Raw genomic sequence first — 19974 nt, 5'->3', positions numbered from 1 at the left:
GAATCACGGATCAAATTCGTGACAATTGGATATACCAGCCCCGCCGTTTTCACCAATTTGTCGCAGTGTCGCAGCTGACCAAGGCCGATCCCGAGACGCTAATCCCGAGACGAAGGCCCATCCTTAAAAGGCTATCGCATTCCATGACCGCACGTATCTTCAAAGCCCCCAAGAATGCCATGCAGGCAGGCCTCGCCAAGACCAAGGACTGGCAGCTCGATTATGAGCCGGAGCAGGCGCGGGTGATCGAGCCCCTGATGGGCTGGACGTCGTCCGGTGACATGAAGCAGCAGCTGTCCATCCACTTCGACAGCAAGGAAGAGGCGGTCGCCTACTGCGAGCGCGAAGGCATTGCCTATCAGGTGATCGAGCCCAAGGTGCGTGCGCCCCGGACCATCGCCTATGCCGACAATTTTGCGTTCCGCCGCTCGGAGCCATGGTCGCACTGACGACCGGTTTGCGGGCAAATCAGCCTCCGTAACGCTCCAAATCTCACCCTGACCAGCACCGAAAGTTAGGGTTGCGTCCCGCCACGACGGGGTGACACCATCATGGCAGGCCCGTTGCCGGGCCGCCGTGCAAACAAGAAACAGACCCTGCAGGAAACGGAAGCCGATGTCGCTTCGCTCCACGATCGATCCCACCTCGGCCGAGTTCAAACGCAATGTCGATGTGATGAAGGCGCAGGTTGCCGAGCTCAAGGACAAGCTCGGTGCGGTCGCCGGGGGCGGCGGCAAGGCGTCCCGCGCCAAGCACACCGCGCGCGGCAAGATGCTGGCCCGCGAGCGTGTCGATCTGATGATCGATCCCGGCACGGCCTTCCTCGAACTCTCGCCATTGGCCGCCAACGGCCTCTATGGCGGCGATGTCCATTCCGCCAGCGTTATCACTGGCGTCGGCCGGGTGTCGGGCAGGGAGTGCATGATCGTCGCCAATGATGCGACCATCAAGGGCGGCACTTACTATCCGATGACGGTGAAGAAGCATCTGCGCGCGCAGGACATCGCGCGGCAGAACAATCTGCCGTGTATCTATATGGTGGACTCCGGCGGTGCGTTCTTGCCGCAGCAGGACGACATCTTTCCGGATGAGCGCCATTTCGGCCGCATCTTCTACAATCAGGCGCAGATGTCGGCGCAGGGCATTCCGCAGATTGCTGTCGTGATGGGCTCGTGCACTGCCGGCGGCGCTTATATGCCGGCGATGTCCGACGAGAGCATCATCGTGCGCAATCAGGGCACGATCTTCCTCGGCGGTCCGCCGCTGGTGAAAGCAGCAACCGGGGAGGTGGTCACCGCGGAAGAGCTCGGCGGTGCCGACGTCCATTCACGACAATCGGGCGTCACCGATCACTATGCGCAGAACGATGGTCACGCCATCGGCATCGCGCGAAAAATCGTCGCGACACTGAAGCCACCACAGCGGGCCACACTGAACATGCAGGCGCCCCGCGATCCTGTATACGCGGCTGAAGAACTCTACGGTGTCATTCCTGCCGACGCGCGCAAGCCGTTCGACATGCACGACATCATCGCGCGCATTGTCGACGGCTCCGAATTCGACGAATTCAAGAAGCTCTACGGCACGACTCTAATCTGCGGCTTCGCGCATATCTGGGGCTTCCCGGTCGGCATCATCGCTAACAACGGCATCCTGTTCAGCGAGAGCTCGCTGAAGGGCGCGCATTTCATCGAGCTCTGCTGCCAGCGCAACATCCCGCTGGTGTTCCTGCAGAACATCACCGGCTTCATGGTCGGCAAGAAATACGAAGCCGGCGGCATTGCGCGCGATGGCGCCAAACTGGTGACAGCTGTCGCCACGGCCAACGTCCCGAAATTCACCGTGGTGGTCGGCGGCTCCTATGGCGCCGGCAATTACGGCATGTGCGGCCGCGCCTACAGCCCGCGCTTTCTGTGGATGTGGCCCAATGCCCGTATCTCGGTGATGGGCGGTGAGCAGGCAGCGATGGTGCTGAGTCAGCTGCGCCGCGACAATATCGAAGCCAAGGGCGGCACCTGGTCGACCGAAGAGGAGGAAGCGTTTCGCAAGCCGACACGCGACCAGTTCGAGACCCAGGGCAGCCCGTATTACGCAACGGCGCGCCTCTGGGATGATGGCGTGATCGATCCCGCAGATACGCGCCTGGTGCTCGGACTTGGTTTGTCAGCATCGGCCAATGCGCCGATCGAGCCGACGCGCTTCGGCCTGTTCAGGATGTGATGATGGCCAAAGCCGAAATCTCAAAAGCTTTATATCGCCGCTTTCGCACGCTCCTGATCGCCAATCGCGGCGAGATAGCCTGTCGCGTCATCCGTACCGCGCGGGCCATGGGCTTGCGCACCGTCGCGGTCTATTCCGAGGCAGATGCCAATGCGCTGCATGTCGCGGAAGCCGACGAGGCCGTGTTGATCGGCCCGGCGCGTGCGCGCGACAGCTATCTCAATATCGAGCGCATTCTCGAAGCTGCAAAGAAGACCGGCGCCGAGGCGATCCATCCCGGCTACGGCTTTCTCTCCGAGAGCGCCGAGTTCGCGCAGGCTTGTGCCGATGCCGGCCTGATCTTCGTTGGACCTACTGCGGAGATGATCACTGCGATGGGCTCGAAGTCGGGCTCCAAGGCGCTGATGGAGAAGGCTGGCGTGCCGCTGGTGCCGGGCTTCCATGGCGAAGCGCAGGACGACGCGACATTGGCCAAGGCAGCCGACAAGATCGGCTTCCCGGTTCTGGTGAAGGCCTCAGCGGGCGGCGGCGGGCGTGGCATGCGCGTGGTGCGCTCGGCTGTTGAACTGGCTCCGGCCATCGTCAGCGCCAAGCGCGAAGCCAAAGCAGCGTTCGGCGACGACCGCATGCTGATCGAAAAGTATGTCGACAATCCCCGCCACATCGAGGTGCAGATCGTCGGCGACAGCCACGGTAATCTGGTCTCGCTGTTCGAGCGCGAATGTACGTTGCAGCGACGGCATCAGAAGGTGATCGAAGAGGCGCCGTCGCCGACGTTGAACGGCGCGCAGCGTGAGGCGGTTTGCGCGGCTGCACGCAAGGCCGCAGGCGCGGTGAACTATGTCGGCGCCGGCACTATCGAATTCGTCTCTGACGGCAAGGACGTGTTCTTCATTGAGATGAACACGCGCCTGCAGGTCGAGCATCCCGTCACTGAACTGATCACCGGCATTGATCTGGTCGAATGGCAGCTCCGCGTGGCGTTCGGCGAAAAGCTGCCGCTGTCGCAGGACCAGATCAAACTCAACGGCCACGCCATCGAGGCGCGGGTGTACGCCGAGAACCCGCACAAGAATTTCATGCCGTCGGTCGGCAGGATCCGCACCTGGCGCACGCCCGCTGAGACGAACGGCTTGCGCATTGATGCTGGCTATCGCGAGGGCGATGCGGTGTCGCCGAACTACGACGCCATGCTCGCCAAGGTGATCGCCTGGGCGCCGACGCGCGATGCGGCGATCAACCGGCTCAATCGTGGGCTGGAAGAAACTGATATTCGCGGCATCGTCACCAACACGCCGTTCCTGTCGGCGCTTGTGACGCATCCGGATGTGCGTGCCAACACCATCGACACCGGCTTTATCGAGCGTGAATTAAAAGTGTTGACGCCGGACTCGGCGGTGCCCGGCGATCTCGAACTATGCGCGGCCGTCGCCGCCATTGTCTCGAGCGAAGAGCAGGCAGCACGGGCCGCCGGTGCCTCGCCCTGGCTGACGGCTGGCTGGATGCCGGTCGGGCGTCGCCAGCGGGTGTTCAAATTCAAGCATGGTTCGGACGAGCAGCGCGTGACGTTGAATTACGGCAGCGGTCCTGCAACGATTTCGATCGGCACTCGCGAACTGGGGTTTGAGACGGCTGCGGCCGATGACGGGCATTTCGATCTGACACTGGACGGAGCACGCTCGCACATCGTTTCGGTGATCGAGGGCCACGAACTCTACCTGCGTACGCGTCACGGCCGTTTCGACATGCATTGGGTCGATCCGTTCGGCGGCGACGATGAAGAGCAAGTCGGCGAGGACAAGATCGTTGCGCCGTTGCCGGGCACTGTGGTGGCGCTGCTGGCCGAGGAGGGCGCGACCCTTGAGAAGGGCGCGGCCATCCTGACCTTGGAAGTCATGAAGATGGAGCAGACCTTGCGCGCGCCGTTCGCAGGCGTGCTCAAGCGCATCAAGTGCAAGGTTGGCGATATCGTTGGAGAAGGCGTCGAGCTTGCGGAAGTCGAGCCGAGCGCCTGATCTTCTGAAAGACGTGTGAGATTGAAACAAGCATGAGTGATCAGGTTCGTATCGTCGAGGTCGGTCCGCGCGACGGTCTGCAGAATGAAAAGACGCCGGTGTCGGTCGAAGACCGCATCGCCTTCGTGAAGGCTTTGGTCGGGGCTGGCCTGCATACGGTCGAGGTCGGCTCGTTCGTGTCGCCCAAGGCGATCCCCAAAATGATGGGTTCGGATCAGGTATTTCTCGGCGTGCGCGATTTGCCCGGTGAATTCCATGTGCTGGTGCCGAACGAGAAGGGCTATGAGGGCGCGAAGGCGGTCGGCGCGAAAGTCATCGCGGTGTTCGCCTCGGCCTCGGAAGGCTTTTCGCGTGCCAACATCAATTGCTCGGTCGCCGAATCCATCGAGCGCTTCAAGCCGGTGATCGAGCGCGCCAAGGCCGACGGCATCCGCGTGCGGGGTTACGTGTCCTGCGTTCTCGGTTGTCCCTATGATGGCGACGTCGCGCCGCAGGCGGTCGTCGATGTCTCGAAGACGCTGTTTGATCTCGGCTGCTACGAAGTCTCACTCGGCGACACGATCGGTGTCGGGACGCCGTCGAAGGCGCGGCAGATGCTGCGCGCCGTTGCTGGCTCGGTTCCCATGCCAAAGCTCGCTATGCACTTCCACGACACTTATGGTCAGGCGCTGGCCAATCTCTATGCCGGGATGGAAGAAGGCTGTCGCGTTGTCGACAGCGCTGCCGGCGGTCTCGGCGGCTGCCCCTATGCGCCCGGTGCGACCGGCAATGTCGGCACCGAAGATGTGGTCTACATGCTGGAAGGCATGGGGATTGCGACGGCCGTCGATATGAACAAGCTGCTCGCTGCGACCAACACCATCAGTGCTCTGATCGGCCGCCCGCCGGTCAGCCGTGTCGCTTCGGCACTCAACGCGAAGACGCGCTGAGAGCCAGTTGGCGGACGACAGGATAGGTCAGGCCGGGACGTCCAGCGCGAGCTTGAGGAGGTTCGCGGTGAGCGGCGTCTTGGCGACATAGTCCTTCCACGCCGTATCGCGCGCGATATCGCGCCACTTGCCGACGGTCGCAGCGTCGAGCGCGCTGACCTGGGCGCCGGCCTTCTCATAGACCCTGGACACTTCGACATCGTCTTGCTGCGCGCCCGCCTTGCCGAAGGCTTCCATCTCGGCGCCGACCGAGACCAGAATATCCTGGTGTGCTTTCGGCAATTTGTCGAACACAGCCTTGGACATCATCAGCGGCTCAAGCATGAACCAGTAGGACGCACCCGCGCCGGAGGTCAGATGCTTGGCGACTTCGCTCAGCTTGAATGAGATGAGGCTGGTCGATGAGGTGATGCCGGCATCGCAGGCGCCGCTCTTCATCGCCGCGTAAATTTCGTTGGACGGCATTGAGAGCACGCGTGCGCCGGCAGTCTGCAACATCATGTTCATCTCGCGCGAACCGCCGCGTACCGTGAGACCCTTGGCGTCCTCAGGAACAACCAGCGGGCGCGAGCGGCTAGCCACACCGCCGGCCTGCCAGACCCAGGTCAGCAGCACGATGCCCTTGTCGGCGAGAATGTCGCTCAGTGCCTTGCCGATCGGCAGGTTCTTCCAGCGCAAGCCCTGATCGTAGGTCGAGACCAGACCGGGCATCAGGCCGATATTCGCTTCCGGCAATTCATTGCCGGCATAAGGCAAGGGATAAAGGCTGAGATCGAGAGTCCCTTTGCGCATGGCGGAAAATTGCGCATCTGCCTTGATCAGCGACGAATCCGGATAAACCTCGGCAACGAGGTCGCCGCCACTCTGCTTGGCAATGGCGGCGGCGAAAGTCCGGACCAGACGGTCGCGGAAGTCGCCGTTATCGATGGTGCCGCCGGGAAACTGGTGCGAGATCTTCAGTGTAGTCGCTGCCTGCGCCGTACCGATACCGCAACGAAGGATCGCAGGCACGGCGAGGGCCGATCCAAGGATGTGGCGGCGAGTCAGCATGCGTAACTCCTGAAAGTGTTCGTCTGGTGCCGGGCGGGACAAAATGCGCCCGCGTCCTGTTGCTCCGTCACCGCGCGTCCCTTCGTTTATACAATCCGAACCGGCGGGCAAGTGATGTTGCGTCGCACGCAATGGCTATCGGATGCATCATCAAGACTTTTTTGATGCGACGTAACAAACCGCGACCTCCGTACGTCTGGTTCATAGCGACAGACGTCGCGCTTCAGAAATGGATCCGAGGAAAAACATCATGACCATCTCCACCAAGTTTGCGCTCGGCGTGTCCGCCGCGCTCGTCTCGCTCAGCCTTGCGCTGGCACCTGCCGCGTTCGCTCAGGACAAGATGAGCAAGGATGACGGCATGAAAAAGGACACTATGTCGAAGGGCGACGGTATGAAGAAGGATGCCATGTCTCACGACGGTATGAAGAAGGACGATGGCGTGAAGAAAGACGGCATGATGAAGAAGGAAGACGGAATGATGAAGAAGTAACGTCTTCACCCGCATCGCTGTGACGGGCCCGTCCGTGCGGCGGGCTTGTCATGTTGCGCTGCTCGTTGCTGGATCTGAAAACTCGGCATAGCCTCCGCGCACAAGAAAATGCCTGGGAGGCCATGATGAAAAAAGAACGACGCCTCGTCGTTGCGGCGACTTGTCTGATCGCGGCAACGCTCTTTCCAAGCGCGACGACATGGAGCGCCACTGACGAGATGGGCTTTGTGCGCATCAATCAGGGCGAGGAAGTCTGGAAGAATCCGTTCGGTGTCGGCGTTGAAGTTGCGACGCTCTATGGCGATCCCTCGAAGCAGGGCATCTATGTGCTGCGGATCAAATGGCCGCCCGGCATCATGAGCAAGCCGCACAAGCATCCCGAAGATCGTCACGTCGTGGTGCTGTCGGGCACCTGGTACACCGGCACGGGCGAAGCCTTCGTGCCCGAAAAGTCGATCCCGATGAAGACCGGCGGCTACATGGTGCATCCCGCCGGTGCGGTGCATTGGGACGGCACACGGGAAGAGGGCGCGGTGATCCAGATCACCGGTTACGGCCCGAGCGGCAACAAATTCGTCAAACCCGACGAGCCGCAATTCGGCAAAACGAACTGACCTCGGACAATCAATTCAGGCAGCGTGCCATCGGATGATGGCACGCTGATCTCGTGCTTATTTACGCTTCTTGCGGGCGGCGTAGCGGGCGTCGCGGGCAGCTTTCTGCTGGGCTTCCAGCGCGGCCTGGGCAAGCGCGGCTTCTTCCTTCTCGCGCGCAGCCTGGACTAGAGCAGCGGCGGCTTCCTCGGCTTCGCGGGCCTTCTGGACGGCCTTCTCAGCGTCGCGGATGGCCTTGGCTTCCGCGCGTGCGACGGCAGCGGCTTCGCGCTCGGCGGCGCGCGCCTTCACGGCAGGATCATCGGGCCCCGGTGCTGCCTTGAATTTGTTCAGAATGTTCTTCTTGGCTTCGATCGCAGCCTTCTGGCGATCCGCGAAGCTGGGTTCCTTAAATGACATGAACGAGGCCTTGTCGCTTTCTTTGGTTTGGGGTGGGTCATTGTCGGGTGCGGCAGCCGGGCAAACACCCAGGCAATGGCCGAAACTCCGCTGCGGTTTACAGCCGACAGCGCGGCAACGCATCAACTATCTGCGATTTACGGCAATCTTACGCATGATTTGCCGGCAAGGAGGCCTGCGCGAGGCTGGGGCGGAGCTTGTGCCGGGGTGATCCGCGTATATCCGCAAATCCCGGGAATCGGGCATGTTTTGGTCATCCGGCGATTTGGAGCGCGCGGAGCAGGCCGCCTGTGCGGCGCGAGGACCGATATGGATGCCCAGAAGACAGCCGTCGATGCCGTGGTCATTCTGACCGGCTGTGATCGCGACATGGTGACCCACTTCATTCGCGGCCTGTATCTGGCGGGCGTTCGCGACCCCAAGCGACTGACTTTCAAAGGGCTGCAATTCGCAGCAGAAGCAGGCGCTTAGCAACATTTGTAGCCAAAATGGCCATGTTGCGGCTTTCCAGCGGCCGTGGTGCTGCCTTGAACCTGCGGTGCCCTCCGGCTGACTGATCAGGAACTTTCCGCGAAATGCGGAGTTCCTGTCGCCATCGGGAGTTATCCATGCAAGCAGCCATCGATCGCGTCATCCGCTCGTTCAGCTTCAAACATCCGGCCTCGCTCGCAGAGCCGATGTCGGACAGTCGCTCAATCCAGGCAAGCGATGAGGCGACAGAGTTGGCGACCCGGCTGCTTGAAAATTACAAGGGTCAGCTGGCCCGACGCAGCTCCAAGCCTGACTGAGGACTGATTCAAGCATCCTCATTGACCGATCTTCATGGATCGCGGCTTCGGGATTCGGCATTGCCAGGACTTGCGTTGCGGTGCGATGACGGGGCATGACTGCGCCGCTCGCAGACCCAACCATCCAGGAGACATGATGCGAAACTCCCAGCGTGCCGTCAGAGCCACGGCCGTCGCGCTCAGTGCGGCCATGATCGTGGCCGTGTCCAACGTCTCCCTTTCTTCCGCCATGGCGCAAGCGCCTCAAAAACAAGCGCCGCAGAAAATGGCGCCAGCCGCAGGAAAAACCATGACCACAGCTTCAGGCCTCCAGATCGAAGACACCACCGTTGGCACCGGCGCGACGCCGGCCAAGGGCCAGACCTGCGTGATGCATTACACCGGCTGGCTCTATGAGAACGGCGTCAAGGGCAAGAAATTCGACTCGTCGGTCGATCGCAACGAGCCGTTCGAATTCCCGATCGGTATGTCGCGGGTCATCAAGGGCTGGGACGAAGGCGTCGCGACCATGAAGGTCGGCGGCAAGCGCACGCTGATCATTCCGCCGGATCTCGGCTATGGCGCGCGTGGTGCCGGCGGCGTGATCCCGCCAAATGCGACGTTGATCTTCGACGTCGAACTGCTCGGCGTCAAATAAGCCCGATCAAACGAACCTATGCCTGCGCGATCCTGCGCAGTAACGTCCGTGACGCTTCCTCGCCGGCATAGATGTCGGCGAGGGGCGCTGCCTTCGCGATGAAGGGGGCCTTGTCCGGCGTGACAAATGTCACGCCCATCGCTTCGACCTGCAGGCGCGTTTGCGCCTCGAATGCGGTCCACAGCTTGTTCATGTGATGATACGACAGGGCGGCGGCTTCGCGGATGATCTCCCGCTGTTTCGGCGTCATGCTATTGAGCCGGCCGGCGCCTACCAGCAGTACATCCGGGATCATGGTGTGTTCGTCGAACGAGTAGTGCGTTGCGACTTCAGCATGTTTCCCGACGATCAACGCCACCACGCTGTTCTCTGCACCATCGACCAATCCCGACTTCAGCGCGACATAGACATTGCTCCATGACAGCTCGATGCCTTCGGCACCGAACAGCTGCATCAGCTTGACCATCGTCTCGGACGGCTGGATGCGGATCTTCATGCCCTTGAGATCGTCGGGATGCAGGATCGGTTTTCGGCCATAGAAGCTGCGCGCGCCGGCATCGTAGAAGGTCAGGCCGGTGAGACCCGCCGATGTGGTCGAGGCCAGAATGTCGTTGCCAACCTCGTTGCTCGTTACTTTCAGCCAGTGCGCGCGATCGCGGAACGTGAAAGGCAGGTTGAGAACCTTGTAGGCCGGATGGAAGCGTTCGAGCACGCTGGCGCTGACTTTCAGAAAATCCAGCTTGCCGGCCTGTACCTGCGACAGCAGGTCGACTTCCTGACCGAGCTGCCCGTCCGCAAACAGCGCGATGTCGAGTTCGCCCTGCGAACGCTCGCGCGCCAGATCGGCAAAGTGCTGCATGGCCGGGTGGACGGGATGGGTGGTCGGCAGGCTATGGGCGAGGCGCATCTTCAGCGGTTCGGCGCGCAGGACTGCAGGGCAGGCGATCGCCATTCCCGCAGTCAGCAAAAGTCGGCGCCGAGAAAGCATTGTCTGCCCCGTGTCCTGGCTGGAATCTGATGCAAGCGTCGGCGCGTCCCCTGCGCCGGACACCATGTTACGTCGGAACCGGAGAAGTTTAAAGTCTGCCGCCAGCTACTTTGGGGCGATTGGCCTGGAGCAGGGCGACATAGCGGTTCTTGGCATCGGGCGCGACCGCTCCGCGGCTGGCGAGATGATGCACGCAATTCAGCGCCAGATCGAACGAAGCGTAGCAATGATGCGCGATCAGTGCGAGGTGCTTGAGCTGCTCGCTCTCCATCGCCTCAGCCTGGATGAAATCCCGGACATAGACGATATCGGCCTCGACGAGTTGATTGATGGCAGCAGCAGGGTTGGGGCCCATCATCGGCGCGATCATCTTCTTGTTGATGGCCGCGAACATGTGCGGAATGAAGCCGAGGCTGCGCAGTTCGAGATCGATGTCGCCGAACACCGGCTGCTTCTCATAGAGCGGCACGAAGGAGACTTCGGTCTGAATGGCGACGGCCTTTGCCAGTTTGCTGCGACCGTTCCTGAACACCGACAGTTCGCCACCCTGAATGTCGATCTTCAAGAGATCGATGTGCTCGATCTCGGCGATATCGTCGAGCCGCCGTGTATCGAGCGGGAGCCTGTCGACGACCCGTCCGAGCTCGGTAAAATTCGGAAAGTGCGTGAGTGTTTTCGGCTCAGGCTGCAGCAGGCTGGCAAAGCCGATGCCGCGGCAGATGTTCAGCGTATGGCTGCCGCCATCGCCGACGGCATAAGGAAGATAGGTCTCAAACGCGCCCTTGCCTAACTGCAGTTGCGCCAATGCCTGCGGATGCGGATCGAAACCGGTAACGCGGCAAAGTCCGCTTTGCAGCATCGGCTTATAGGGCGGATCGCCATCGATGGGATTGGCGCCAATATCGACGACATCGGTCATCCGTGCTGGTTGGAGCAGCGCGGATAAACCATCATCGTTGCGTCGAATCGCGCCGTGCATGCGTACCTTTCCTGCGAATGGTGCGACAATGCGTGCTTCAGCGAGCCTGATCTGTGTGTCAGAACGTCGCGCGACAATTCGGACGGTCTGGGCGCTTGCGCCGAAAATGGGGGATGGAATGAAGCACGAACAGAGAGACGACACCGCGCGCCGCCGCCCCATCCATCATTCGCCGCTGTTCTGGATCGGCGTGGTTCTGTGCCTGGCCGCCATCGTCATCTATGTGATGTCTTACGACCTGTCGGCCGGTCGCTAAATAACGACGCTCACACTTTCTTTGGCTTCTTCTTTGTCGAGGTGTTCAGCGCCACCGCAGCGCGGATGAGCGCCTTCAGCGCCTTTTCATCCAGCTTGTCGCCCTCGTGAATATCGATAGCCCGCCGGGTGTTGCCGTCGAGGCTGGAGTTGAACAGGCCTGACGGGTCATCGAGCGATGCGCCCTTCGCGAAGGTCATCTTCACGACCGCCTTATAGGTCTCGCCGGTGCAGATGATGCCCGCGTATTCCCAGACCGGAACGCCGCGCCACTTCCATTCCTCGACCACGTCCGGGACAGCCTGCTTGATGACCTTTCGGACGCGAGCGAGCATCTCGCCGCGCCAGTCACCCAGCTCCTTGATCTTCGTGTCGATCTGCGCGGAGGGAGAACCTGCCTCGTTGATCTCCGTCGATGTGCTGGACGTCTTTTTTGCCATGCGCTCCCCCTCAGACGTCCGGCGCCATATAGCCGTGTTGGTGGTGCTTATCTACGTGTCGTGAAAATAACCCCGGCCTGTTTCCGGCGTCCAGCCTTCCACCACAGGCGGACGAGAAATCGCTGCGTATTGCGTATTCCGGATCGCGAACCAATTCCGGTGTCACTAAATTGCGTATAGCCTTGAGTCACCGGCGCTTTGCGTGATTCGTAGCGTTTTTCTTATCCAGTTCAGTCGCGTTCGAGAGCATTCCGCCCGTCACGGCGTGTTTGCTGTCGTCAACTATGTCGCGACCATTTCTGCTGAATGGAAAGGCAGATTTTTAAGATGTGCTGCGTTAGTCGTGACAGTAGCAGTCGCCAAGATGACTCGGAGGAGTCCGGATATGACGTATCGCCACGCTGTCGCTCTCGCAGCTGTCCTGTTGGGGGGCGTCGGCGCCGCCCATGCCCAGACGCTGCCATCCTATATGGCGCCGATTTCCGGGCTCACCGCGACAACGCCTGCCGAGACCGCCACCAAGGACATGCTCGCGCTCAACACCGGCATGTTCGAGCTCTACGGCGACGCAGCCAAAGTCTTCCGCACCAATATTCTTGCCAAGCATCCCGTGATCCTCGGCCTGTTCTCCGGCGCCGGCGGCAAATTCACGCTGTATCAGCCCGGCAAACCGCCGCTCGACGCGCCCTCGGTGCCGATGGTCTATCAGCTGCTCAAGTCGGTCGGGCACAGCACCATGGCGCTGGCCGAGGTGGTCGGCCCCTATGTGAACAATCCCGACAACAAATCCTGGCTCGGCTCGATGAAGGCCTATCGCAGCCGCATGCAGTCGGCGCTGGATGGCCTCGATCTCACGCCGATGCAGGCCGACTGGCGCGACAACAACCGCACCATTCTGCAGAACAATCTGGCTTTCATGGACGAGTGCATCGCCAAGGGCGTCATCCCCTTCGATGTGCTGGAGACATTTGGCAAGAAGCAGGCGCCGTTCCTTGCGAAGAACGTGACTTGGGCCGCGCAGACCCAGGTCAATCACTGGATGACCGTGCTGGGCGACTGGAAGAAGATGCTGGGTCCCGATTGGGACAAGGCCTATGCCGCGAGCAACACGATTTATGTGGCACGGCAGAACAACGTGCTGTTCAGCGTGCTGGCGCAGTTCTTCCCGCCGGAGGCCATCAACGATCGTCTGCTGCTGATCGAGACCGTGTCGTTCACCACCACGCAAGCCGACATGCTGGAGTCGCTGACCCGCATCATCGCCGATCGCTCGGTGGGCTCGCTGTTCTTCGGCAACTATCACCTGATGGATTATGAATTGATGGGGGGCGACGCCCGCGCTGCCATCATCGCCGAGAGCGCCAAGCGCGGCATGACGCCGTTCCTGCCGCCCGTGGTGCCGTTCGGCTCGAACCAGTGGCCGACGCTGATCACGACCGGGCCGGGGCCGGCCACCATCGCCGATCTCAAGTAATCGGCGCAGCGGCGGACGGCTGTCGATCAGGGGTGGAAGCATGCGGACTTCGCGTCGCGAGTTCATGAAATGGGTATCGGCGGGCGGTATTTCGCTCAGCCTGTCGCATCTGGCTGCGGCGGAGCCGGTGGCGTTCCCGGCACGCGAGACACTGCCGGGGCGGGGCAAGCTCAATCCCGCTATCGGCGGTGCCGGTCGTGTCGATGGCGTCGCCAAGGTCACCGGCTCGAAACTCTATGCCTCGGATTTCCGGGCGAATGACCTGCCGGGCTGGCCGGCCAAGACCTCGCACGCGATTTTGGTGCGCGCGCCCGATGCCACTCATGTTTATCTTGGCATGGACCTCGCGCGGTTGAGCGGGGCGCTGAAGCCTACGGTAATCGTCACCGCGGCGGATCTCGCCAGGATCAACATCCGCGTTCCCGCCTATTATGAAGGCGATCTGTTCTGTCCCGTCGGCAAGACGCCGCTCTATATGGGCCAGCCTGTTGCGCTGCTGATCTTTGAGCAGTTCGACACCTATGACCGCGCGCGGATGGCCTTGCGCGATGGTACCTTCGTGCAGTTTGGCGAGGAGACCGGCCCGATCGTAATGCCGAATTATGCGGCGTATCGTTTCACCCGCGTTGCCGGCGCCACGCCCGATGCGCCCGATGTCTACTCGCCGGTCCTTGCCGGCTGGGTCACACCCGGCCGTACCCAGGCGTCCGCGCTGCCGGTATGGTCCTCGACCGCGCACAAGAACGAGGCCGGTTACGAGAAGGCTGCGGTCTATGGCGACCAGATCCGTGCCGAGATCGCCGCCAGCGAGTCTTCGGCTCTGGTGCTGGACCGCACCTTCGATACGCAGTCTGTCGATCCGATGTTTATGGAGCCGGAATGCGGACTCGGCTGGTACAGCGCAAAAGACAAGGCGCTCGAACTGGTGCTGGGCGTGCAGTCGCCGTATGAAGCGGCCGAATCAATCGCGTTTCTGCTTGGCGAAACCAAGGCGCCGTTCAAGCCGAGTGCGATCAACGCGCAATTCGCTTATGTGGGGGGCGGTTTCGGCGGTCGCGACCATACGCCATTCATTTTCTATGTGACGCTGGCAGCGATATTCTTCCCGGACCGTCCGGTTCGGCTGGCGCACGATCGGTATCAGCAATTTCAGGCTGGCATCAAACGCCACGCCATCAAGATGCGCTCGCGCATGTCTGTCGATCGCGCCTCTGGCAAGATCACGGCCTTCGCCGCCGATCACGTGCTCGATGGCGGTGGTCTCGCCAATTTCTCGGCCAATGTCGCCACCTGCGCCGCAACGGCCGCGATTGGTATCTATGACGTGCCGAAGGTCGATGTGACGACTGTGGCAGAGCATACCCGCGGCGTGACCGCGGGCTCGATGCGCGGCTACGGTTCGCTGCAGACCATGACCGCGCTGGAAGTTCTGATCGACGAGGCGGCGCTTGCGCTGAAGCTCGATCCCATCGATTTCCGGCGACGCAATGCCCTGAAGCAGGATGGCCGCACCATGACCGGCAATCCCTATATCGTCTCGGTGCGGAGCTTAGATGTTCTCGACAAGCTCGAGCAGCACCCGATCTGGAAGCAACGAGCTGCAGAGAAGGCGCGCGCGACCAGTGGCATACTGGTCGGCACCGGCGTCGCCTGTGTGACCAAGGACTACGGCACCGGCGGCGATAGTTCTAACGGTCGCGTTGAACTCAGCCCCGACGGCAGGATCGCGATTTTCTGCGACCATGTCGAGATGGGCAACGGCATCGGCACGGCGCTGGCCAATCGCGTGGCATTGCATCTCGGCAGCATCGCTGACGAGGTGGCTGTGTCGCAGGTCGGCGTGTTCGACGCGATGGAGCTGGTGACCTCCGGCGATTGCTACACCATGGATCAGAAGACTCAGGACAAGGCCGAGAAGGATCCGCGCTGGGTGCCGTCGATCAGTTCGGCCACCTCAGCCTCGATCGGCGCCCATGTCGGAACGCATGCGGCGGCGGAAGCTGCGCGGGTGATCTTCCGCTTCGGTCTGTGGCCGGCGGCGCTGGCGCTATGGAATATCGGCCCGCGCGATCCACGCGCCAGGGACTTTGCCAAAGCGCAGTGGAAGGACGGACAGCTCACAATGGCGGGCCTGCCGTCGCTGCCGTTGGACAAACTCGCCGCCGCGGCCCATGCACGCAATCTGGTCACCGGCGCCGTGGCGCACGGGTTCTCGCGCTGGTCGTGGGCACGCGCACGTTTCCCCATTAACGGCGAGCAGTATCGCGCCGAGATCGACGGGCTCGCGCTACGTCGTGGCGCCGGCAAATTCACGCGCATCAACCGTGCCAGCGTGTTGTTCCCGCCAACCGATAACAACCGGATGGGCACGGCCTATACAGCGGCATGCGGTGCAACAGTCCGGGTCGAGATCGAGAAAGCGACCGGCGTGCTGCGCATCGCCAAAGCCTATACCGCATTCGAATGCGGGCAGGCGCTGGTGCCGGAGGTCGTGATTGGCCAGGCACAAGGCGGCTTCGCCATGGGCGTCGGTTACGCACTTTTGGAAACGCTGCCGCCGTTTGAGGGCGGACCCGGCAACGGGCAATGGAATCTCGGTCAATATCTGGTGGCGCGAGGATCAGACCTGTCGCTGCGCGACGTCGAGATTGAGCTGATGCCGCCGCTGACACCGGACGAATTGCCGAAGGGCATGGCCGAGGTGGTGATGATCCCCATCGTGCCGGCATTGCTCAACGCCATCCATGACGCCATCGGCCACCGCTTCGCGGCGCTGCCGGTGACACAGGCCATGCTCAAGGGAGCGCTCGCGTGACGACACTGGGCATCACCATCAACGGACAGGTCCATGCGCCCACCGAGGTGCGCGACGATCTCTCCATGAACGACTTCCTGCGCGAATATCTGGGCATGACCGGCACCAAATTCGGCTGCGGCGCCGCGCAGTGCCTGAGCTGTGTCGTGATCGTCGACGAGCCCGACGGCACCTGCCACACCAATCCGACCTGCGTGACCTCGGCGGCGAGCTTCCACGGCAAGACCATCCGCACGGTCGAGGGCCACGCCAAGAACGGCGAGCTGTCGCCGTTGCAGAAGGCTTTCATCAGGCATTTCGCGTTCCAGTGCGGTTACTGTACCGCCGGTTTTCTCAATGAAGGGCAGGTGCTGCTCGAGCAGATGGCCAGGACGCCTGTGCCGCGCGCGGGCCTTGAAGAGAGGATCGCCGAGGCGCTTGACGGGCATCTGTGTCGCTGCACCGGCTACTTCAAGTATCATGAGGCCGTGCTCGATGTGATCCTCAGCGACGCGAAGCGCTATCTCATTCAGGAGCCGCGCGGATGAGAGCCGAGACACGCGTCAAGACTCTGGTTGTCGTCGCGACGCTCGGGATGAGCATGCTCACGGCCTATGCGGCCGGGCAGGGCGCATCGAAAGGGCTGGCGAGCCCGGAGAGTTTCAATGGCATCGCCGATACCAGTGCGCGCTCCGCAGCGATCTTTACCGAACTCGGCAAGGTGTTGACGCATCCGCGCTGCGTGAACTGCCATCCCGCCGGCGACATGCCGCGGCAGGGCGATGTGCGCCGTTTGCATCAGCCGCCGGTGACGCGTGGGTCCGATGGCCACGGCACCGCGGCGATGCGCTGCAACTCCTGTCACAAGGACGCCAATTTCGAACCCGGCCGCATCCCCGGTCATCACGAATGGCACCTGGCGCCGCGCGAGATGGCATGGGAAGGCAAGACCGTCGCAGAGATCTGCGCGCAGATCAAAGATCCCGCACGCAATGGCGGCCGCAAGGTCGAGGATCTCATCGACCACATTGGCAAGGATACGCTGGTCGGCTGGGCCTGGGCGCCTGGTTACGGACGTGCACCTGCGCCGGGCACACAGGCGGAGGCGGGCGCACTCGTGGAAGCATGGGCGAAGACCGGCGCGGCCTGTCCGGGCTGATGCCACGACGCCATTTCCGACCCAGTCCCGTTTGTCTCTGTAGACTGGCCCGGCGCCAACAGATTGTATGTTCGTTACGCGGGAACTCTCTGAACAGAAATCCATTATCCGGTCTGAAAAAACCGGAGGTGTGTCATGAAGCAAGTGCCCGACGCTGAAGAAAACCGCCGGCTGGGGAAAATCCAGTCTGACAAGGCTGGCAAGCTACCCGAGGGCGATGCCAAGCAGGCTCACTTGAAGAAAGCTCGAGACTACGAAGCGGATGCTCGTTCGAGGGCTTGGCGGGACTCCAATCTCAAGTCTCCGAAGTAATGATCGGGAACGATTGTACGCTAACTAACTTAGGAGGAGTGCCATGTTGGCTCTCGAGGTTTCGGAATGCCGACAGTGCTGGTTGTTGAGGATGAAGCCCTCATTCGGGATTTGATCAGCGAAGAATTGGTCGAATCAGGCTTCGATGTTTTGCAGGTCGGCGACGCCAATCAGGCAATTGCCGTCCTAGAGGCCCGCCAGGATATCCACCTCGTATTCACGGATATCGATATGCCCGGCTCCATGGATGGCCTCAAGCTAGCTGCTGCTGTTCGTGACAGGTGGCCACCGATCCACATCATTATCACAACTGGGAAGGCGAGGCCCATGACGATTCCGGCCAACGCGCTTTTCATTCCGAAGCCCTACCTGACCACGGCGGTGATATCTGCGATGCGGACGTTCGAGAACATGCGCTAGGTGGCTGGCGTCGGCAATTCGATTCCGGTACCGCGCGTCTGCTGCGTTGGTGGAAGCCTCTGCCTAAATCATACGGATAACCTTCTCGGCATCCGTATAAGCCTCTTCTTCTGATGGGAAATCCTCAGACGTGACAACGCTTTTCAATGCAACGCCATTCATAGTCAGAATGGCTCCATCTTTGCGGGAAATAGCTGCACGCCAGAATCCTGGCCGTCGCTGGTAAGCGAAAATGGAGAACTGAGCTTTATTTGCCATTGCAATGTTCGGCGCCTCAAAGGCGGCCGTGTCAAGGCCGGCTAATTTGGCGAAGTCGCGCGCGCCGCAGCTGGGCTTGATGTGAGCTAAGTGAACTCTCCTAAGGGCATACGATCGTGCGGAAAAGCGACGCATCTGGCGCGTCGCCTCAGGCTCTTTATCAAGAAGGTATCCGCGGCCTCAGTTTCCGAGCGAGTTCGGAACTTGGCGTCATCGGGCCGGTTAAGGCAAAGGCCGGCATCCTCGCTAGGGCGTGGCTATGCCGGCCTTACCCAAGGGAGAGGCAGATGAAAGTAACACGCCAAGTTGTACTAGTTTGTGCAGCCACGCTGGGTCTCGGTAGCGCGTCGGTCCAAGCGGGTCCATGCAACACCAGCAAAACGACTGAAATGCGCGACGCTGGTTCGGGCCCGACTCCAGGCAACACCGGCTCGACTGTCGGTGCAAATTCCAAAACTGATCAGCACCCGCCGACGAGCGCCATGAACCAGCAGTCCGGGAATATTCCTGCTTCATCTGAGGACGCCCAGAAGCAAATGCAAGGGCAGCCAACTGCTGCGCAGCAGGCCGACGGGGCGAAGGCTCAAGGTAGCGACTGCTAATGTTCATGACGAACCGGCCTTCAGCACGCGGGGCATGCATCGCTTAGGCTGTCGAGCACGTTCTACTCTTGCCTAAGAACGTGCGGTGTTCCGCGAGCGACAGAGCGTAACCTACTGCGTGGTGCTGTGTCGCGGCCGCGTGTAACCGGCTCGTCGCATGGCGCGATCGCTTGGGCTTCCATCAGTAAATCGGCGGCCGGCATTCCAGGCCATGGTCACACCTTCTCGCCTGAAATCTATCCGCTCGAGGGCTCGTCGGGATCCCCTCCGTTCAAGTGCAGTCCAGCGCGTTCCTCAACCTGCCAAGCTTCTTCCTGGTATTTCGCCGCCAAAGCGTTCAGCCGATCTGATACTGACCGAAATCCGACGAATTTGGCGAACTCTTTGCACCTTCGAGACATGGCCCTCAGTTGAACTGCTGTTGCGATCGCTTTTCGTTGGAGCTTTGTGGGAGCCATCGATGTCCTAGGTTTCACCGCGCGACAAACACTCCACTATTTCGCAAAACAGCGGGCGCGTTGAACCAACGACAAGAAGATGAGTGTAGTTCCATGAGACAAAGTATCGCAAGGCCGGCGAAGAGCGGGCCTATCGATATCGGGCCATCAGCTTTTGCGTGCTAGTTCCAAAGATGCGGCGCGGCTCGCATTGATACGCGAATAAAAGTTCCAGCGTTGCCGAAATGAAAGACCTAGCGTGACGCGTGAATGTGAGAAGGTTCAGCAGCATCTGGCAGAGTTGGCTGGTTACAGTCAACGTGATGGTCGCTGATCAAATCAAGCGCCCGATGCTTCCACCTTTCGGCTTCGGCTAGAAATTTCCAACTTTCCTCGGGAAAAAACGAGGCGCGCTGTCGACACATGCTTTCCATTGCTCGTGCATGTAGAAGCTCTTTCATCGCTTCCTCCCCACTTCAGAACAGACCTCATTCTGCGCTCCACAAATCAGACGTAAAGAGCCTCGGAGAAATAAATCGCCCGAAATACCGTGGGGATCTGCATCGGGAGCGCTGCTTCCGTGCCGGTATGCGATCAATCTCAGTAATCGAATATGGTTCCGAGCCGAATCCGGCGCCATAGGTCGCTCTGCGGCGCAACAAATTCGCGGTTGTGAAGGAGGTCACCTCCGAAACCGGTTTGGCACAGAAA

The 19974-nt window shown here is 61.1% G+C and carries 22 protein-coding genes; 16 read left to right on the top strand and 6 right to left on the bottom strand.

The features are described from left to right. The first annotated feature begins 143 nt into the window (after positions 1-143). The 4 genes from AB8B02_RS10780 to AB8B02_RS10765 all read left to right on the top strand — a co-directional run bounded on the left by AB8B02_RS10780 (position 144) and on the right by AB8B02_RS10765 (position 5164). A complete protein-coding gene (locus AB8B02_RS10780; protein WP_089264254.1) occupies positions 144-449 on the top strand; it encodes an ETC complex I subunit in 306 nt (101 codons plus the stop codon). Between the two features lie 166 nt (positions 450-615). Further along, on the top strand, positions 616-2220 hold the full coding sequence (locus AB8B02_RS10775; protein WP_089264255.1) for a carboxyl transferase domain-containing protein: 1605 nt from the start codon (positions 616-618) through the stop codon (positions 2218-2220). 2 nt (positions 2221-2222) lie between these two features. Then, positions 2223-4235, top strand: coding sequence for an acetyl/propionyl/methylcrotonyl-CoA carboxylase subunit alpha (locus AB8B02_RS10770; protein WP_093759094.1), 2013 nt, complete (start codon positions 2223-2225; stop codon positions 4233-4235). Between the two features lie 32 nt (positions 4236-4267). Beyond that, a complete protein-coding gene (locus tag AB8B02_RS10765; RefSeq protein ID WP_093758519.1) occupies positions 4268-5164 on the top strand; it encodes a hydroxymethylglutaryl-CoA lyase in 897 nt (298 codons plus the stop codon). A gap of 27 nt (positions 5165-5191) precedes the next feature. Here AB8B02_RS10765 and dctP read toward each other — a convergent pair whose 3' ends face one another. After that, positions 5192-6214 carry a TRAP transporter substrate-binding protein DctP gene (dctP, locus tag AB8B02_RS10760; protein WP_093758520.1) on the bottom strand — a complete coding sequence of 341 codons (1023 nt, stop codon included), beginning with the start codon at positions 6212-6214 and terminating at the stop codon, positions 5192-5194. Positions 6215-6464: 250 nt separating this feature from the next. Between dctP and AB8B02_RS10755 the strand changes: the two genes are divergently transcribed. Beyond that, positions 6465-6707, top strand: a complete 243-nt coding sequence (locus AB8B02_RS10755) for a pentapeptide MXKDX repeat protein (RefSeq protein ID WP_093759095.1) — start codon at positions 6465-6467, stop codon at positions 6705-6707. A gap of 125 nt (positions 6708-6832) precedes the next feature. Next, entirely contained in the window at positions 6833-7321 is a 489-nt protein-coding gene (locus AB8B02_RS10750) for a cupin domain-containing protein (RefSeq protein WP_139285835.1), read from the top strand. Positions 7322-7378: 57 nt separating this feature from the next. On the opposite strand, the gene AB8B02_RS10745 is transcribed toward AB8B02_RS10750, so the two are convergent. Beyond that, positions 7379-7720 carry a DUF6481 family protein gene (locus AB8B02_RS10745; RefSeq protein ID WP_093758522.1) on the bottom strand — a complete coding sequence of 114 codons (342 nt, stop codon included), beginning with the start codon at positions 7718-7720 and terminating at the stop codon, positions 7379-7381. Between the two features lie 309 nt (positions 7721-8029). On the opposite strand from AB8B02_RS10745, the gene AB8B02_RS10740 reads away from it, so the two are divergent. From AB8B02_RS10740 to AB8B02_RS10730, 3 genes are all read left to right on the top strand, one after another. Further along, on the top strand, positions 8030-8191 hold the full coding sequence (locus tag AB8B02_RS10740) for a hypothetical protein (RefSeq protein ID WP_170849668.1): 162 nt from the start codon (positions 8030-8032) through the stop codon (positions 8189-8191). A gap of 137 nt (positions 8192-8328) precedes the next feature. Next, entirely contained in the window at positions 8329-8508 is a 180-nt protein-coding gene (locus AB8B02_RS10735) for a hypothetical protein (protein WP_089264262.1), read from the top strand. A 136-nt stretch (positions 8509-8644) separates the two neighbouring features. Next, positions 8645-9145: an FKBP-type peptidyl-prolyl cis-trans isomerase gene (locus AB8B02_RS10730; protein ID WP_439063919.1), complete on the top strand. Its 501-nt coding sequence runs from the start codon at positions 8645-8647 to the stop codon at positions 9143-9145. A 16-nt stretch (positions 9146-9161) separates the two neighbouring features. Here the strand turns inward: AB8B02_RS10730 and AB8B02_RS10725 are convergent, their stop codons facing one another. Both AB8B02_RS10725 and AB8B02_RS10720 read right to left on the bottom strand, forming a co-directional pair. Then, a complete protein-coding gene (locus AB8B02_RS10725) occupies positions 9162-10097 on the bottom strand; it encodes a TRAP transporter substrate-binding protein (RefSeq protein WP_439063918.1) in 936 nt (311 codons plus the stop codon). 124 nt (positions 10098-10221) lie between these two features. Further along, the gene (locus tag AB8B02_RS10720; RefSeq protein WP_439063917.1) at positions 10222-11052 is read right to left on the bottom strand and encodes an FkbM family methyltransferase; all 831 of its coding nucleotides are present in this window, start codon (positions 11050-11052) and stop codon (positions 10222-10224) included. A gap of 178 nt (positions 11053-11230) precedes the next feature. Here AB8B02_RS10720 and AB8B02_RS10715 point away from each other — a divergent pair, with 178 nt between their 5' ends. Further along, positions 11231-11368 (top strand): hypothetical protein, encoded by a 138-nt coding sequence (locus AB8B02_RS10715; RefSeq protein WP_439063916.1) that lies wholly within the window; start codon positions 11231-11233, stop codon positions 11366-11368. A 10-nt stretch (positions 11369-11378) separates the two neighbouring features. Here the strand turns inward: AB8B02_RS10715 and AB8B02_RS10710 are convergent, their stop codons facing one another. Further along, positions 11379-11807 (bottom strand): DUF1801 domain-containing protein, encoded by a 429-nt coding sequence (locus tag AB8B02_RS10710; RefSeq protein WP_120289627.1) that lies wholly within the window; start codon positions 11805-11807, stop codon positions 11379-11381. A gap of 385 nt (positions 11808-12192) precedes the next feature. Here AB8B02_RS10710 and AB8B02_RS10705 point away from each other — a divergent pair, with 385 nt between their 5' ends. The 6 genes from AB8B02_RS10705 to AB8B02_RS10680 all read left to right on the top strand — a co-directional run bounded on the left by AB8B02_RS10705 (position 12193) and on the right by AB8B02_RS10680 (position 17966). Continuing rightward, positions 12193-13281, top strand: a complete 1089-nt coding sequence (locus tag AB8B02_RS10705) for a hypothetical protein (RefSeq protein WP_439063915.1) — start codon at positions 12193-12195, stop codon at positions 13279-13281. Positions 13282-13321: 40 nt separating this feature from the next. Next, positions 13322-16096, top strand: coding sequence for a xanthine dehydrogenase family protein molybdopterin-binding subunit (locus tag AB8B02_RS10700; RefSeq protein WP_439063914.1), 2775 nt, complete (start codon positions 13322-13324; stop codon positions 16094-16096). Then, positions 16093-16623, top strand: a complete 531-nt coding sequence (locus AB8B02_RS10695; protein WP_184516750.1) for a (2Fe-2S)-binding protein — start codon at positions 16093-16095, stop codon at positions 16621-16623. Before AB8B02_RS10700 ends, AB8B02_RS10695 begins: the two co-directional genes overlap by 4 nt. Further along, positions 16620-17234, top strand: a complete 615-nt coding sequence (locus AB8B02_RS10690; RefSeq protein WP_439063913.1) for an Isoquinoline 1-oxidoreductase subunit — start codon at positions 16620-16622, stop codon at positions 17232-17234. Before AB8B02_RS10695 ends, AB8B02_RS10690 begins: the two co-directional genes overlap by 4 nt. Before the next feature lie 135 nt (positions 17235-17369). Next, positions 17370-17546 carry a hypothetical protein gene (locus AB8B02_RS10685; RefSeq protein WP_170849671.1) on the top strand — a complete coding sequence of 59 codons (177 nt, stop codon included), beginning with the start codon at positions 17370-17372 and terminating at the stop codon, positions 17544-17546. A gap of 66 nt (positions 17547-17612) precedes the next feature. Beyond that, positions 17613-17966 carry a response regulator gene (locus tag AB8B02_RS10680; protein ID WP_089264271.1) on the top strand — a complete coding sequence of 118 codons (354 nt, stop codon included), beginning with the start codon at positions 17613-17615 and terminating at the stop codon, positions 17964-17966. Between the two features lie 63 nt (positions 17967-18029). On the opposite strand, the gene AB8B02_RS10675 is transcribed toward AB8B02_RS10680, so the two are convergent. Continuing rightward, complete coding sequence (locus AB8B02_RS10675; protein ID WP_439063912.1) at positions 18030-18359, bottom strand: hypothetical protein; 330 nt, start codon at positions 18357-18359, stop codon at positions 18030-18032. Positions 18360-19974: the final 1615 nt, after the last annotated feature.

Source organism: Tardiphaga sp. 862_B3_N4_1 (genome assembly GCF_051811085.1).
In the GTDB taxonomy this organism is placed as follows: Bacteria; Pseudomonadota; Alphaproteobacteria; order Rhizobiales; family Xanthobacteraceae; genus Tardiphaga; species Tardiphaga robiniae.
Note: the sequence above shows the minus strand (reverse complement) of the source record. Positions and strands in the feature narration are given on the sequence as shown.